Below are 13934 nucleotides of genomic sequence, written 5' to 3' on the forward strand. Positions count from 1 at the left end.
TGACTCAGGGCAGCTCGGCGCTCGAATAGAAGGCGCCGAGTACTTTCACCAGCTGTGCCAGGTCACGGCTGCCCGCCAGTTCCCGGATCGAATGCATGCCAAAGGTGGGCAGGCCGATGTCGACGGTGCGAACACCGAGCTGACTGGCCGTGATCGGCCCGATCGTCGAACCGCAGCCCATGTCGCTGCGGGTCACGAAGCTCTGGACCGACACTTCGTTTTCCAGGCACAGGTGACGGAAGAAGCCAGCCGTCTCGCTGCTCGTCGCGTAGCGCTGGTTGCTGTTGACCTTGATCACCGGGCCGGCATTGAGCTTCGGGCCGTGATTGCCATCGTGCTTGTCGGCGTAGTTCGGGTGCACGGCGTGGGCATTGTCGGCGGAGATCAGCAGCGACCGGTTGACGCTGCGCTGGAAACCGTCACCCTCGGGCAGCACCCGGCGCAGCACCTGCTCCAGGAAGGGGCCGTCGGCCCCGCACATGGACGTCGAGCCGACCTCTTCATGATCGGTGCAGACGAGCACGCAGGTTTCCTCGCGTCCCGCACGCAGCAGCGCTTGCAGGCCGGCGTAGCAGGACAGCAGGTTGTCCAGTCGTGCACCGGCGATGAAGTCACCATTCAGGCCGATCAAGGCGGCTGGCTGGGTGTCGTAAAAGCTGAGTTCGAAGTCCAGCACGACATCGGCGACCAAGCCGTGCTCGCGGCTCAGTTGGTCGGCCAGCAAGGCGCGAAAGTCCGGTCGTTCCTCGCTGGCGACCTGGGCCAGAATCGGCGGTAACTCGTTCTGCGCATTGATCGCCCAGCCCTGATTGGCCTCGCGATTGAGATGGATCGCCAGGCTCGGGATCACTGCGATGGGCAGCTGGAAGTCGATCAATTGACTTTCGATCCGGCCGTCGCGGCTATAGGTGACGCGCCCGGCCAGGGACAGGTCGCGATCGAACCAGGGGGCGAGCAAGGCGCCGCCGTAGACTTCCACACCCAGTTGCCAGAAGCCCTGGCGCTGCAGCTCCGGCTGCGGCTTGACGCGCAAACAGGGGCTGTCGGTATGCGCGCCGACCAGGCGCACGCCATGCTCGGTGACCGGCTTGGTGCCCAGCTGGAAGGCGATGATTGCCGAGTCGTTACGCGTCACGTAGTAGCGCCCGCCCGCTTCGGTCTGCCAGGTCTCCTTCTCATCCAGCGCCCTGAAACCGGCTGCCTGAAGGCTGCGAGCGAGGCTGCGCGTGGCATGGAAGGGCGTGGGGGACGCCTTGAGATAGTCGATCAGACCCTGGTTGAGTTCGTCGCGCATGGGGAGCTCCTGGCTGCAAGGCTGGGAAGTTTATCGGATTAGACGCCTGCCGTATGGCCTCGGTAGCGTCTCGCGACGACTGAACGCAGGCCATACGCTTTCCTTGTTGGTGAGCAGGCTTGCGTCCGTTGACCGGCTTGGATGACTGCGTCGCTCTGGGGATGTTGAGTGCAGGCGCTCAGGCTAGAAGGGCGCCGGGCAATCGAAGCGCAGACGCTCGCCAGTCTGGGGGTGGGTCAGCGATAGCATGCTGGCGTGCAGGCAAAGTCGCCCGTGTGCGGCCAGGGCCTGCTCGTGGGCGTAGAGGCGATCACCCAGCAAGGGATGGCCGATCGACAACATGTGAACGCGTAGCTGATGAGATCGACCTGTGATCGGCGTCAGCTCGACCCGGCTGTAGTACTCATGGCGTTGCAGGACCCGCCAGTAGGTGAGGGCGTGCTTGCCGAGTTCGTGGTCGACGACGTGACGGGGTTTGGTCGGCGGATCATAGCGCAGGGGGAGGTCGATACTGCCGCTGTCCTGCTCGGGCTGGCCCCAACACAGCGCGGTGTAGGCCTTCTCTGTCTCCCGGTCGTGAAACTGGCGGGACAGTTCGCGATGGCTGTCGGCGTCGCGAGCCAGCACGATCAGGCCGGACGTTTCCCAGTCCAGGCGGTGCACGATCAGGGCCTCTGGATAACCGTTTTCCTGCAGCCGGGTGATGAGGCAGTCCTTGTTGTCCTCCGCTCGGCCGGGTACGGACAACAGCAGGGTTGGCTTGTTGATCACCAGCAGGGCGGGATCCTGGTGGACGATCTGGATGTTGCTCAGGGGCATGTGGGTTCCAGAAACGAAATCGGCGACCGGGCACTGCCAGGTCGCCGATCAACTGCGAGGTTGGTCCGTCAACGGTCCGGCAGGGTGATGTTCAGCTCGAGAATCGAGCAGCTGCCCTGATCTTCGAGGGCGACCTGCACCTGGTCATTGTCGATGTTGACGTATTTGCGAATCACCTCGACCAGCTCTTTCTGAAGGGCCGGCAGGTAGTCCGGCTGGGTCCGCTGGCCGCGCTCGTGAGCGACGATGATCTGCAGGCGTTCCTTCGCGATGTTAGCTGGCGTTTCCTTCTTCTTGCGTTCGCGGAAGAAGTCGAGGATGTTCATTCGCGGCCTCCAAACAGCCGTTGCAGGAAGCCCTGCTTCTTGACATCAAGGAAGCGATGATTGACTTCCTTGCCCAGCAGGCGATCGACGGCATCGCTGTACGCCTGGCCGGCGTCGCTCTGGTCGTCGAGGATGACCGGTACGCCCTGGTTGGATGCTTTCAGCACAGCCTGGGATTCCGGAATCACGCCCAGCAGGCGGATCGACAGGATCTCTTCGACGTCCTCGACGCCCAGCATTTCGCCTTTGACCACACGCTCGGGGTTGTAGCGGGTCAGCAACAGGTGTTCCTTGATCGGGTCCTGGCCGTTCTCGGCGCGGCGCGACTTGCTGGCCAGCAGGCCCAGCATGCGGTCGGAGTCACGTACCGAGGATACTTCGGGGTTGGTGACGACGATCGCTTCGTCAGCGAAGTACATGGCCAGGTGGGCACCTTTCTCGATGCCTGCGGGCGAGTCGCAGATGACGTATTCGAAGTTCTCGGCGAGCTCGTCGATCACCTTGCCGACGCCTTCCTGGGTCAGTGCGTCCTTGTCTCGCGTCTGGCTGGCGGCCAGCACATACAGGTTCTCGAGGCGCTTGTCCTTGATCAGGGCCTGGGTGAGCGTGGCGTCGCCCTGGATCACGTTGACGAAGTCGTACACCACGCGGCGCTCGCAGCCCATGATCAGATCGAGGTTACGCAGGCCGACGTCGAAGTCGACGATGACGGTCTTGTGGCCGCGCAGAGCGAGGCCGGTACCGATGGCGGCGCTGGTAGTGGTTTTACCGACGCCACCCTTGCCGGAAGTGACTACGAGGATCTTGGCCAAGGTGATTCACCCTAAAATGGAGGTCGGGTCCCGAGCCGATTTGGCTTCGGGATTGCCCGTTCTGGTGCTTGAAAAATTGCGGCAGTATCCGTTAAAGGCGGGTGATGTTCAACACGTCGCCGGATAGCTTCATCTGTACGGCTTCAGCCCATAGCGGGTCTCGCCGGAGGTCTTCGGCAACCTTGTACTGGCCGGCGATCGAGACCATTTCCGCAGCCAGTTGCTGACAGAAGATACGAGCGTTGGCGTCACCCTTGATGCCGGCCAGCGCCCGCCCGCGCAGCGGGCCGTACACATGGATGTTGCCATCGGCGAGAAGTTCCGCACCGGGGCTGACAGCGGCCAGCACGATTAGATCGCCGCCCTGGGCGTAGACCTGCTGGCCGCCGCGGATTGGCGTGGTCACGACGCGCGTCGGGCGATAGACCGGCTCTGCCGGCTTGGGCGCCTCGGCCGCTGCCTTGGTGATATCCAGCTTGCGTTCGCGCGCGCCGGAAGGTGGCAATACCGGGATGTCCAGCCCGCTCGCGGCTTCGAGGACCTGCGGGTCGCCTGTGCGCAAGGCCAGCGTCCGCAGGCCGTGTTTGCGGCACAGCGCGATCAGTGCGGGCAGATCCGGTGCGGCGTCGGCGGCGAGCTTGTCCAGCGCCAGTACGAGCGGGGTGTTGTTGAAGAAGTCAGGTGCCTGCTCGACCTTGAGAGCCAGCTGCTGGTCGAGGCGTTCCAGGTCGTTCTGTGCCAATTCCAGCACGGTGATGGCGAGCATGCTGCCCTTGAGCTGGAACACGGGCGTTTGATCGTTGGAGTCGGCTTGGCTCATGGTCTGCCTGCTGCGGTAAATGGCGAGGACTTATAGCGGGGGCGGCGGCGCCCTGCAACCCCGGGCAAGGCAAGCGTAACGTGGCCATGCATCGAGTGGCGGCGGCAGCGTCGGTAACTTTGCCGCTAGAATGTGCGTTTTGACTGCTTCGAGCTTGCTGATGGATCGTCCCCGCTTCCGTGCCTCCTTTCTTCATCCGCGTTTCTGGCTGCTGTGGCTGGGGCTCGGCCTGTTGTGGCTGCTGGTCCAATTGCCCTATCGGGTGCAGTTGGTACTGGGCCGTATGGTGGGCGCGATCATGTACCGCGGGGCGCGCTCGCGGCGGCACATCGCCCGACGCAATCTGCAGCTCTGCTTTCCGGAACTGAGCGACGTGCGGCGCGAAGCGCTGCTGAAGGAAAATTTCGCCTCGACCGGCATCGCGCTGTTCGAGATGGCCATGAGCTGGTGGTGGCCGCGCGCGCGGCTGCAGCGCCTGGCGCATATCGAAGGGCTCGAGCACCTGCAGCGCGCCCAGGCCGACGGGCAGGGTGTGATCCTGATGGCGCTGCACTTCACCACACTGGAAATCGGCGCCGCACTGCTTGGCCAGCGCCACACCATCGACGGCATGTACCGCGAGCACAAGAACGCGCTGTTCGATTTCATCCAGCGGCGCGGCCGCGAGCGTCACAACCTGGATGCCAGTGCCATCGAGCGGGAAGACGTACGGGCCATGCTCAAGGCGCTGCGCGCCGGGCGCGCGATCTGGTATGCGCCGGATCAGGACTACGGCCGCAAGCAGAGCCTGTTCGTGCCCTGGTTCGGTATCAACGCGGCGACCGTGACGGCCACGACCAAATTTGCACGGCTGGGCCGGGCGCAGGTGGTTCCTTATACGCAGGTGCGCCTGGCCGATGGTTCCGGTTACCGAATGGTGATTCACGCGCCGCTGGCGGACTTTCCAGGTGAGAGCGAAGAGGCCGATTGCCGCCGCATCAACGAATGGATCGAAGATGCGGTTCGCCAGCATCCGGAGCAGTACCTGTGGGCCCACCGCCGCTTCAAGACGCGTCCGGAAGGCGAGCCGAACCTGTACCGCAAGCTACCGAAGAAGCCGCTCAGCTTGTAAAGACGCCGTCGCGAACATCGCGCAGCGCCTGTTCGATTTCGTCGCGGCTGTTCATCACGAAAGGGCCGTATTGCACGATGGGTTCGCCGATCGGCCGTCCGGCGATCAGCAGGACCCGCGCCCCTGTGTCGCTCGACAGCCTGAGCTCGCCCTCGTCGCTCAGCCGTGCCAGCTGGCGGGTGTCGACCGTCTTGCCCGCGACAACCAGCGAGCCTTCGTAAACATAAAGTAGGAGTCGGTGGCCCTTCGGAATGTCCGGCGAGAGGTCCGCGCCGGCCGGCAAAGTCAGGTCGAAGAGCTGCGGCTCGGTGTCGGGACGCTGGACGGCGCCGGCCTGCTCGATGCCCTCCGCCGAGAAGGTGCCTGCAATGACGACGACTTTGACGCCATTGGGCAGCTTGATACGGGGGATGTCCTGCGGCGCGTAGTCCCGGTAGTCGGGCTCCTTCATCTTGCTTTTCGCCGGCAGGTTGAGCCAGAGCTGGAAGCCGCGCATCACGCCGTGCTCCTGCTGTGGCATCTCGCTGTGGATCACGCCGCGTGCAGCGGTCATCCACTGCACGGCACCGCTTTCCAGAAGTCCGACGTTGCCCAGATGATCCTCATGGCGCATGCGGCCTTCGAGCATGTAGGTCACTGTCTCGAAGCCACGGTGGGGATGCGGCGGGAAGCCGGCAATGTACTGGTCCGGGTCATCCGAACCGAACTCGTCGAGCATCAGGAACGGGTCGAACCGTTCCGGTTCGGCGCCACCGAAGACGCGGGTCAGGCTGACGCCAGCGCCGTCGGAGGTGGCACGGCCGGTATGGGTGGCTATCACTTCGCGCAAGGACATGGTGTCACTCCTCTACTTGATGTGCGGAGCTTAGCGCTGGGTTGTCGATGTGATGATGCGAAATCAGGATGGGAAGCATCGATGGTTTCGATCATTCGCTGATCTGCAGCTCCCGTGCACGTGTGTAGACGTAGCGAACCTTTTCGTACTCGAAGGGCGAGTTCAACTGACCGTAGCGCAGGCTGGTGGTGTGCCGGATGTCGATCAGGCGCAGCGCGGTAAGACCGAACTCGCCACCGCTGGCCTCGGCATAGCTGAAGTAGTCCACCTGGCGCTCGATGCCGAAGTCCGCAACCTGGCCGGTGGTGTCCCTGAGGTTCGACGGGCCCAGTGCGGGCAGGATCAGGTAGGGGCCGTGAGGCACACCGTAAAAACCTAATGTCTGGCCGAAATCCTCGCGCGCGCGCGGAAGGCCCATGCGCGTCGCCGGGTCCCAGATGCCCCCGACCCCGAGGATGGTGTTGAACAGCAGCCTGGCCGTGGTGGTCATGGCTCGCTCGCCCTTCAGTTGCGCCAGGCTGTTGAACAGCGTCGGGATTTCGCCCAGGTTGTTGAAAAAGTTGCTGACGCCTGTTCGCACGACCCTCGGGGTGACATAGCGATAGCCCCGAACCGCCGGCAGCATCACCCATTGGTCGAGGCGGTAGTTGAAGTAGTACATGCGCCGATTGAACGACTCCCAGGGGTCATAGATGTTCAGCGCATCGAAGGTGGCGCGCTCGAATTCACGCTGGTCCAGGCCCGGGTTGAATTCGAGCTGGCGCAGGGGATGAGTGAAGCCGTCTTCGTCGGCGGACGGCGTCTGACCATGGGCGATGCCGCTAACGAGCAGCAGGGCAAGCAGATGACGTCTAGCCACGGAAGAACTCCAGCATGTGTTGAACATTGACGCGGTAGTCGAGGTTGCCGCAGTGGCCGCCGCGCGGATAGAGCGTCATGCGCTCGCCAAAGGTGCGGCGCAGGAAGCCGAGGTCCCCGGCGCCAAGAATGATGTCGTCGGCGTTGTGCATCACGGCGATTTTGGGGCTGTTGCGCAGGTAGTCCTCGAGGGCGTAGAGGCTGACCTGATCAACGAGTTGCGTCAGGCTGCCGCCGTCGGTCTGGGCTCGCCACATCGGGATCAGTTGCTCGGTCAGGTAGCAATCGAAGTCGCAGAGCAGGGCGCGGCGAAAGAACGGCTCAAGGCTGGTACCTTCGTTGATCGGGTAATCCGGCGGCACGATCAGCCCACGCCGGTTGATCAGGTCGGAGGTAAAGGTGATATCCGCAGCGGAAAAGCGAAACACCGAACCGATCAGCATCGCCATCTGTTCGTCCGTCAGCCGCAGGTCCGACCGTTGGAAGTCGAAGAGCAGCGCGGCGTCCAGGTCGATCCGCCCCTGCTGGTGAAAATAGCGCGTCAGCTTCTCGAAGATCAGTTCATAGAAGGTCGTGGTGCTGTCCACGTCGGCGACGCGGGTCTGTACCAGCTTGTCGAGATTGTCGACCGATGTCTTCAGGTTGACCGGGGGATTGATCAGCAGGACGCGATCGAAGTTGAAACTGCGCCGGGTTTCATCGAGCTGGCTGACGAACGCGGCATTGAGTGCGCCCAGGCTGTAGCCGACGAGGTTGAAGCCGGTGACCGGCAGCTCGTGCTGCTGCGCCCGGATCGCCTGCATCACGCGGTACATATCCTTGGCATCGTTCGGGCTGTAGCCCGGCGTGGCGTAGCGCGACGCCGAAGCGATGAAGTCGAAGCTGGTCGGCGACGATAGCTGCACCACGTGATAGCCGGCACCGTAGAAGATCCGCTTGAGTGTTTCGCTCTTGCCGGCCGAGTAGCTGGCACCGGTGCCGGAGATGATGAACATCAGCGGGGCCGGGCCGGGCTGGCGAGCCAGCCGGTAGGTCAGGCGCTTAACCGCCCAGAAATTGTCCGGCAGGATGAACTCGCGCTCGGGGCGCAACCTCAGGCTGTAATCGCGCTGATCGATGTCATCGTCGGTGGGCGTTTCGGCGCGCAGCTCGACGGGCGTCGTGGCGATGGTGGCTTCGAAAGGGTTGCTCAGCGGGTAGCCATAGTCCTCAACGCTGATGTCCGCCGCGAGGGCGGGCAGGCTCAGCAGCGCGAGCAGGGCCGTCAGGCACAGCGACAATCGCATGGATATTCTCCGGATGGCGGATAGGTGGGGCGGTGGGCCCGGATGAAGGTAACGCGGTATGGGCTCGATCGTCGTGTTCCTCGGTTGCCTCTGGTGTCCAATACGCTCGGCCGGCGCCCGCATCATTGCGTTTGCCGCTTGCAACCGCGTCGGGCTCGATTATGCTGAGCGCCGCCCGAGCCGTGGAGCCTCCAAGTTGCGCCTTTCCCCTTCGCTGATGCTGGTCCTGCTGCTGGTGGCCTGCACCGCCACCAGCTACGAAGTTCGTTTTGCGCTGATGGAAGATCCTCGCTGGGTCGGGCTCTGCGCCGAATCCGCCTCCCACTGGGCATGCCAGCTACGGGCCGGGCTCGGTTGGCTCATTCATATGCGGGTTTTGGCCTGGTCGGCGCTTTGCCTCGCATTGCTCGCATTCTTCCTGCCGCGGCGTACCGGTTGGTGGCTGGCAGCGCTGGGACTGCTCCTGGCAGTGCCCGCGTTGGTCCTCTACAGCGCCAGCCTGGCCGTGTTCGCAGTGGTCATCGCGGCGCTACGACTGGTCAGGGCGCCGCGTGCCGCGCTAACCATTGACCATGCTTAGGCCGTCTGGTTGCGTATATCGGTCGTCGCGATAGCGATTTGCCGCTTCGACTGGTGCAGGCTGCGCCAAAGCGCCAGCGTCACGAGCAGGCAGACCAGGGCCCAGCCGAGTGCCTGCCCGTTTTCCACCCCTTCCTGATAAAGCTGTGGTGCGATGCAGGCCGCGACCAAGGCGGTGAGCAGCGTGGTTTCCCGTCGTGACGCGATGGCAGGGCGGGCCAGGTAGACCAGCGCCGGGAACAGCAGTGCGGCGCTCGGAAAGCTGCGATAGCGCGCATCGAATACCAAGGCCAGCGCCATGACCGCCCCGGCGAAGCCGGTGGCCAGGAGGATCAACCCGGCCTTGCCGTCCAGCCAGGCGCGTGCCCGGCGGCGCCAGGTGCTTTCGCTCCCGAGCATTAGCGCCACATGCGCCAGCGCGACGGCGTTGAGCATCAACAAGGCGCCCGTCCAGAGCCACTCGCCCAGATGGCGGCTGGTGATCTCGCCAAGCTCCAGCCAAAGGGCCATGCATGCGGCCCCGACAGCGGTTGCGACCGGCAGCAATGTGGCGGAACGGAGGCGCGTCGGAAGACCGGCGATGGTCAGCGCGCCCCCCCAGGCGACAAGGCTGATCGTCAGCCAGAGCGGCCAGCCCGGCAGGTTCGACACCGGACCAGCGAGGATGCCCTTATCCTGCCTGTCGGCATCGAACAGCCCCCAATAGCCGCCCACGGCACCTTCGCTGGCGCGCTTCCAGGGCTGGTCGAAGGCTTCGATCAGGTTGTAGCGCCAGCCGTTGGCTTCGGCCAGGTGCACGAAGTCGCGGATGAAACGCGCCTGGTTCACGCGGCTGGGCACCGCGGTTTCGCGCTGGCGCCCTTCGCTTGGCCAGCCAGTCTCACCGATCAGGATGTCCTTGGGTGCGTAGCGGTTGCCGAAAACCTGACGCACCTCGGCGACTTCCCGAAGCGCATGCTCGATGCCGGCAGGTTCGTCTTCCCAATAAGGCAGCAGGTGAATGGTCAGGAAATCCACCGCTGGCGCCACCTCAGGATGTCGGAGCCAGAACTCCCAGACATCGGCATAGGTCACTGGGACCTCGACTCCGGCACGAACCTCTTCGATCAGCGCGACCAGCCGAGCGGCAGTGGTTTCCTTGCGCAGCAATACCTCGTTGCCGACGATCACCGCGTCCACCACGTCTCGGTTGGCATTGGCGCTGGCGATCAGGGCATCGATCTCGGCGCGGGTCTGGACAGGGTCGGCACTCACCCAGGCGCCCATCAGCAGCTTAAGACCGTGCTTGCGCGCCAGCGCCGGTACGGCTTCGAGACCGATCATGGAGTAGGTCCGCACGCAGCCGAAGCGCTTGGCCAGAAGGGCCAGGTCCGCATCGATGCGCTCCGGGCGCAGCTCGAACGGCTGATCGAAGGGCGATTGATCCTTCGCGAATGGGCTGTAGGACACGCACTGGAGTCGCGCGCCCGGCGCGCTGGCGTCGGCCAGGTCGACGGGACGACCCAGGCTGTACCAGAAGCTGCTGAGTGCGATCAGGGTGAACAGGCAGGCGATGCCGAAAGGCAGCAGGGTAGGGCGCACGCGCGACGTCATCTCAGCGATCTGCAGGGGGGCGGGGGGCGCATCTTAGCTGAGCGGCGAGCGCTCCGACAGCGGGCTGCGGGCTGCGATCAGGCCTGATGGTGGAGCCAGGCGTGCGGCGGGATGTCCTTCTTTTTCGACGGACGTTTTTCGAAGCGCTGCCAGATTTTCTCGTGGAAATAGAAACCGACCGAGTTGCACAGCGGCTCGATTGCGGCGACCAGGCCTCCGGCTGCCACGCTACCGGTCAGGGCGTAGGTCACCGAAAAGGCGATGCAGAAATGCATCAGGGTAAAGGTGACGGTCTTGGTCATCATGAGCTCCGCTGACGAACGGGAATCGTTCTCTGTTGCAAGCGAGTCTGGCCGTCCTGAGCAAGGCTGTGAAATGGGTGTCTTGCATGATTTGCATAGTGTCGGTCTATGGCTGTCAGGGTGCGGCAAAATGACGCTGCGAAGGCTCTATTCCGGTGCTTTGCGCGAATGAGTAGCCGACCATGGTCGAGTGGTGTTCGGGCTTGGCGGTACTAAAGTAGCCGCCTGCCTGCATGTGCGGGCAGTGATCGTGTGGAGACCATCCAATGAACAACGAAAACCTGTACCGGCAGATCGACGCCGACCCGCGCTTCAAGGAATTGGTAACCAAGCGCAACCGCTTTGCATGGATGCTGGCCACCATCATGTTGGCAGCCTACTTCGCCTTCATCCTGATCATTGCGTTCGACCCTGCCGTGCTCGGCACGCCGCTGAGCAGCGGTGCCGTCACCACCTGGGGCATCCCGGCGGGCCTCGGACTGATCTTCCTGTCCTTCGTGCTGACCGGCATCTACGTCCAACGCGCCAATGGCGAATTCGACCGCATCACCCAGGACATCCTCCAAGAGGCGCAGAAATAACATGCTTGCACGCTTGCTGACCGCGGCCGCCCTGATGGCGGCTGCTCCGGCGCTGTTCGCCGATGCCCTGACCGGGGACGTCGAGAAACAGGCCACCAACTGGACCGCGATTTCGATGTTCGTGGTGTTCATCGTCTTCACGATGGGCATCACCAAGTGGGCGGCCAAGCGCAACACGTCCACCTCCGACTACTACACTGCCGGCGGCAGCATCACCGGTTTCCAGAACGGCCTGGCGATCGCCGGAGACTTCATGTCCGCGGCGTCCTTCCTGGGCATTTCCGCACTGGTCTTCACCAGCGGCTACGACGGCCTGATCTATTCGATCGGCTTCCTCGTCGGCTGGCCGATCATCCTGTTCCTGATGGCCGAGCGCCTGCGCAACCTGGGCAAGTTCACCTTTTCGGACGTCGCCTCCTACCGCCTGGGCCAGACGCAGATCCGCATCCTCTCGGCCTGCGGCTCGCTGATCGTCGTGGCCTTCTACCTGATCGCGCAGATGGTGGGTGCCGGCAAGTTGATTCAGCTGCTGTTCGGCCTGGATTACCTGGTCGCGGTGGTCATGGTCGGCGTGCTGATGGTGATGTACGTGATGTTCGGCGGGATGCTCGCCACCACCTGGGTGCAGATCATCAAGGCGGTGCTGCTGCTCTCCGGCGCAAGCTTCATGGCGATCATGGTCATGTATCACGTCGGCTTCGACTTCGGTCGCCTGTTCTCCGAGGCCGTTGCGCTGCATCCGAACCACCAGGCCATCATGAGTCCGGGCGGTTTGGTGTCCGATCCGATTTCCGCGATCTCCCTCGGCCTGGCGCTGATGTTCGGTACGGCGGGGCTGCCGCATATCCTGATGCGCTTCTTCACCGTCGCCGACGCCAAGGAAGCGCGCAAGAGCGTGTTCTACGCCACCGGCTTCATCGGGTACTTCTATGTCCTGACTTTCATCATCGGCTTCGGCGCGATCCTGCTGGTCAGCACCAACCCGAGCTTCAAGGACGCCTCCGGCGCCATCATCGGCGGCACCAACATGGTCGCGATCCACCTGGCGACGGCGGTCGGCGGCAACCTGTTCCTCGGCTTCATTTCCGCCGTAGCCTTCGCCACCATCCTGGCGGTGGTATCGGGCCTGGCCCTGGCTGGCGCATCGGCCGTGGCACATGACCTCTACGCCTGCGTGATCAAGAAGGGCAAGGCCAAGGAAGAGGACGAGATGAAGGTCACCAAGCGCACCACGCTGGCGCTCGGCATCCTGGCGATCCTGCTCGGTGTGGCCTTCGAGAATCAGAACATTGCCTTCATGGTGGGCCTGGCCTTCTCGGTAGCGGCAAGCTGCAACTTCCCGATCCTGTTCCTCTCGATGTACTGGAAGAACCTGACCACCCGTGGCGCGCTGATCGGCGGCTCGATGGGGCTGGCTACGGCGCTGATCCTGACCATCCTGAGTCCGACGGTGTGGGTCGATGTGCTGCACTTCGAGCAGGCGATCTTCCCGTACAAGTACCCGGCGCTGTTCGCAATGATCGCGTCTTTCTTTGGCCTCTGGTTCTTCTCGGTCACCGACAAGTCGAAGGCCGCTGCCGAGGAGCGTGCACGCTTCTTCCCGCAGTTCATCCGTTCGCAGACGGGCCTCGGCGCCAGCGGTGCGGTCGCTCATTGATCGCCACGCGTCGTCAAAAAAGGCAGCCTTCGGGCTGCCTTTTTCGTTATGGCCCGGCCAGCAGATTGGGGGCGGAGCAGGGCCGTCATTCAGCATTTCGATGGAGGCCGGTCGCGGCTGCGGCTTTCGCTAGACTCGTCGCAACCCCATGAACAAAAGGTTACAAACGATGCACAACCGCATGATGGTCACCGGCGCCGGTTCCGGCCTGGGACGTGAAATCGCGCTGCGCTGGGCGCGCGAGGGCTGGCAACTGGCGCTCTCGGATGTCAACGAGGCGGGGCTGGCCGAAACGCTGAAAGCGGTGCGCGATGCCGGGGGTGACGGTTTCACCCAGCGCTGCGACGTACGTGATTACAGCCAGCTGACCGCCCTGGCCCAGGCGTGCGAAAGCAAGCTGGGCGGAATCGACGTGGTGGTCAACAACGCCGGTGTGGCCTCGGGTGGTTTCTTCGAAGAGTTGTCCCTCGAGGACTGGGACTGGCAAATCGCGATCAACCTGATGGGTGTGGTCAAGGGGTGCAAGGCGTTCCTGCCATTGCTGCAGAAGAGCAAGGGCCGGATCATCAACATCGCCTCGATGGCCGCGCTGATGCAGGCGCCGGGGATGAGTAACTACAACGTGGCGAAGGCGGGCGTGGTAGCCCTATCGGAAAGCCTGCTGGTCGAACTCAAGCAGCAGGAAATCGGTGTGCACGTCGTGTGTCCGTCGTTCTTCCAGACCAATCTGATGGATTCCTACCGCGGCCCCACGCCGAACATGAAGGCGCAGATCGCCAAGCTGCTCGAGGCTTCGCCCATTACCGCCGCGGACATCGCCGACTACATCCATCGCCAGGTCGCCGAGGGCGTGTTCATGATCCTGCCGCACGACGAGGGACGCATGGCCTGGAAGATCAAGCAGCAGAACCCCCAGGCGATCTACGACGAGATGGCGCTGTTGGCGGAAAAGAAGCGCAACAAGAGCAAAACCTGACCGAAAGGTCCAAAAGCCTTGCCGGAGCCGATGCAGCGGGAGTAGGGTGCCAGTCCCGTTTCGCTGCCGGTTTCCGATCGTGAAC

General features: G+C 63.5%; 15 protein-coding genes. 5 read left to right on the forward strand and 10 right to left on the reverse strand.

The features are described 5' to 3' along the window. Positions 1 to 4: 4 nt before the first annotated feature. The 5 genes from MST27_RS13715 to minC form a co-directional block, all read right to left on the reverse strand. The gene (locus MST27_RS13715) at positions 5 to 1294 is read right to left on the reverse strand and encodes a M18 family aminopeptidase (protein ID WP_243606501.1); all 1290 of its coding nucleotides are present in this window, start codon (positions 1292 to 1294) and stop codon (positions 5 to 7) included. Positions 1295 to 1477: 183 nt separating this feature from the next. Beyond that, positions 1478 to 2113 carry an RluA family pseudouridine synthase gene (locus MST27_RS13720; protein ID WP_243606502.1) on the reverse strand — a complete coding sequence of 212 codons (636 nt, stop codon included), beginning with the start codon at positions 2111 to 2113 and terminating at the stop codon, positions 1478 to 1480. 68 nt (positions 2114 to 2181) lie between these two features. Then, entirely contained in the window at positions 2182 to 2439 is a 258-nt protein-coding gene (minE, locus tag MST27_RS13725) for a cell division topological specificity factor MinE (protein ID WP_243606503.1), read from the reverse strand. After that, positions 2436 to 3251: a septum site-determining protein MinD gene (gene minD, locus MST27_RS13730; RefSeq protein ID WP_243606504.1), complete on the reverse strand. Its 816-nt coding sequence runs from the start codon at positions 3249 to 3251 to the stop codon at positions 2436 to 2438. The genes minE and minD overlap by 4 nt, the downstream gene beginning before the upstream one ends. 91 nt (positions 3252 to 3342) lie before the next feature. Further along, the gene (gene minC, locus MST27_RS13735; RefSeq protein ID WP_243606505.1) at positions 3343 to 4071 is read right to left on the reverse strand and encodes a septum site-determining protein MinC; all 729 of its coding nucleotides are present in this window, start codon (positions 4069 to 4071) and stop codon (positions 3343 to 3345) included. A gap of 160 nt (positions 4072 to 4231) precedes the next feature. Here minC and MST27_RS13740 point away from each other — a divergent pair, with 160 nt between their 5' ends. Then, entirely contained in the window at positions 4232 to 5182 is a 951-nt protein-coding gene (locus MST27_RS13740) for a lipid A biosynthesis lauroyl acyltransferase (protein ID WP_243606506.1), read from the forward strand. Here the strand turns inward: MST27_RS13740 and MST27_RS13745 are convergent. The 3 genes from MST27_RS13745 to MST27_RS13755 all read right to left on the reverse strand — a co-directional run bounded on the left by MST27_RS13745 (position 5172) and on the right by MST27_RS13755 (position 8161). Next, positions 5172 to 6017, reverse strand: a complete 846-nt coding sequence (locus tag MST27_RS13745) for a pirin family protein (RefSeq protein WP_243606507.1) — start codon at positions 6015 to 6017, stop codon at positions 5172 to 5174. The two genes, MST27_RS13740 and MST27_RS13745, sit on opposite strands and share 11 nt — an antisense overlap. A gap of 91 nt (positions 6018 to 6108) precedes the next feature. Further along, positions 6109 to 6876: an MlaA family lipoprotein gene (locus tag MST27_RS13750; protein ID WP_243606508.1), complete on the reverse strand. Its 768-nt coding sequence runs from the start codon at positions 6874 to 6876 to the stop codon at positions 6109 to 6111. Then, positions 6869 to 8161: a serine/threonine protein kinase gene (locus MST27_RS13755; protein WP_243606509.1), complete on the reverse strand. Its 1293-nt coding sequence runs from the start codon at positions 8159 to 8161 to the stop codon at positions 6869 to 6871. Before MST27_RS13755 ends, MST27_RS13750 begins: the two co-directional genes overlap by 8 nt. Before the next feature lie 217 nt (positions 8162 to 8378). Here MST27_RS13755 and MST27_RS13760 point away from each other — a divergent pair, with 217 nt between their 5' ends. Continuing rightward, on the forward strand, positions 8379 to 8741 hold the full coding sequence (locus MST27_RS13760) for a hypothetical protein (RefSeq protein WP_243606651.1): 363 nt from the start codon (positions 8379 to 8381) through the stop codon (positions 8739 to 8741). Here MST27_RS13760 and MST27_RS13765 read toward each other — a convergent pair. Both MST27_RS13765 and MST27_RS13770 read right to left on the reverse strand, forming a co-directional pair. Further along, positions 8738 to 10333: a glycoside hydrolase family 17 protein gene (locus MST27_RS13765; protein WP_243606510.1), complete on the reverse strand. Its 1596-nt coding sequence runs from the start codon at positions 10331 to 10333 to the stop codon at positions 8738 to 8740. The genes MST27_RS13760 and MST27_RS13765 overlap by 4 nt on opposite strands. A 77-nt stretch (positions 10334 to 10410) precedes the next feature. Then, positions 10411 to 10635 carry a DUF2061 domain-containing protein gene (locus tag MST27_RS13770; RefSeq protein WP_243606511.1) on the reverse strand — a complete coding sequence of 75 codons (225 nt, stop codon included), beginning with the start codon at positions 10633 to 10635 and terminating at the stop codon, positions 10411 to 10413. A 266-nt stretch (positions 10636 to 10901) separates the two neighbouring features. Here MST27_RS13770 and MST27_RS13775 point away from each other — a divergent pair, with 266 nt between their 5' ends. From MST27_RS13775 to MST27_RS13785, 3 genes are all read left to right on the forward strand, one after another. Next, a complete protein-coding gene (locus MST27_RS13775) occupies positions 10902 to 11216 on the forward strand; it encodes a DUF485 domain-containing protein (RefSeq protein ID WP_243606512.1) in 315 nt (104 codons plus the stop codon). Position 11217: 1 nt separating this feature from the next. Continuing rightward, entirely contained in the window at positions 11218 to 12873 is a 1656-nt protein-coding gene (locus MST27_RS13780; RefSeq protein WP_243606513.1) for a cation acetate symporter, read from the forward strand. Positions 12874 to 13042: 169 nt separating this feature from the next. Beyond that, positions 13043 to 13849 (forward strand): SDR family oxidoreductase, encoded by an 807-nt coding sequence (locus tag MST27_RS13785; RefSeq protein ID WP_243606514.1) that lies wholly within the window; start codon positions 13043 to 13045, stop codon positions 13847 to 13849. Positions 13850 to 13934: the final 85 nt, after the last annotated feature.

This window comes from Stutzerimonas marianensis (assembly GCF_022810315.1).
Lineage (GTDB): Bacteria > Pseudomonadota > Gammaproteobacteria > Pseudomonadales > Pseudomonadaceae > Stutzerimonas > Stutzerimonas marianensis.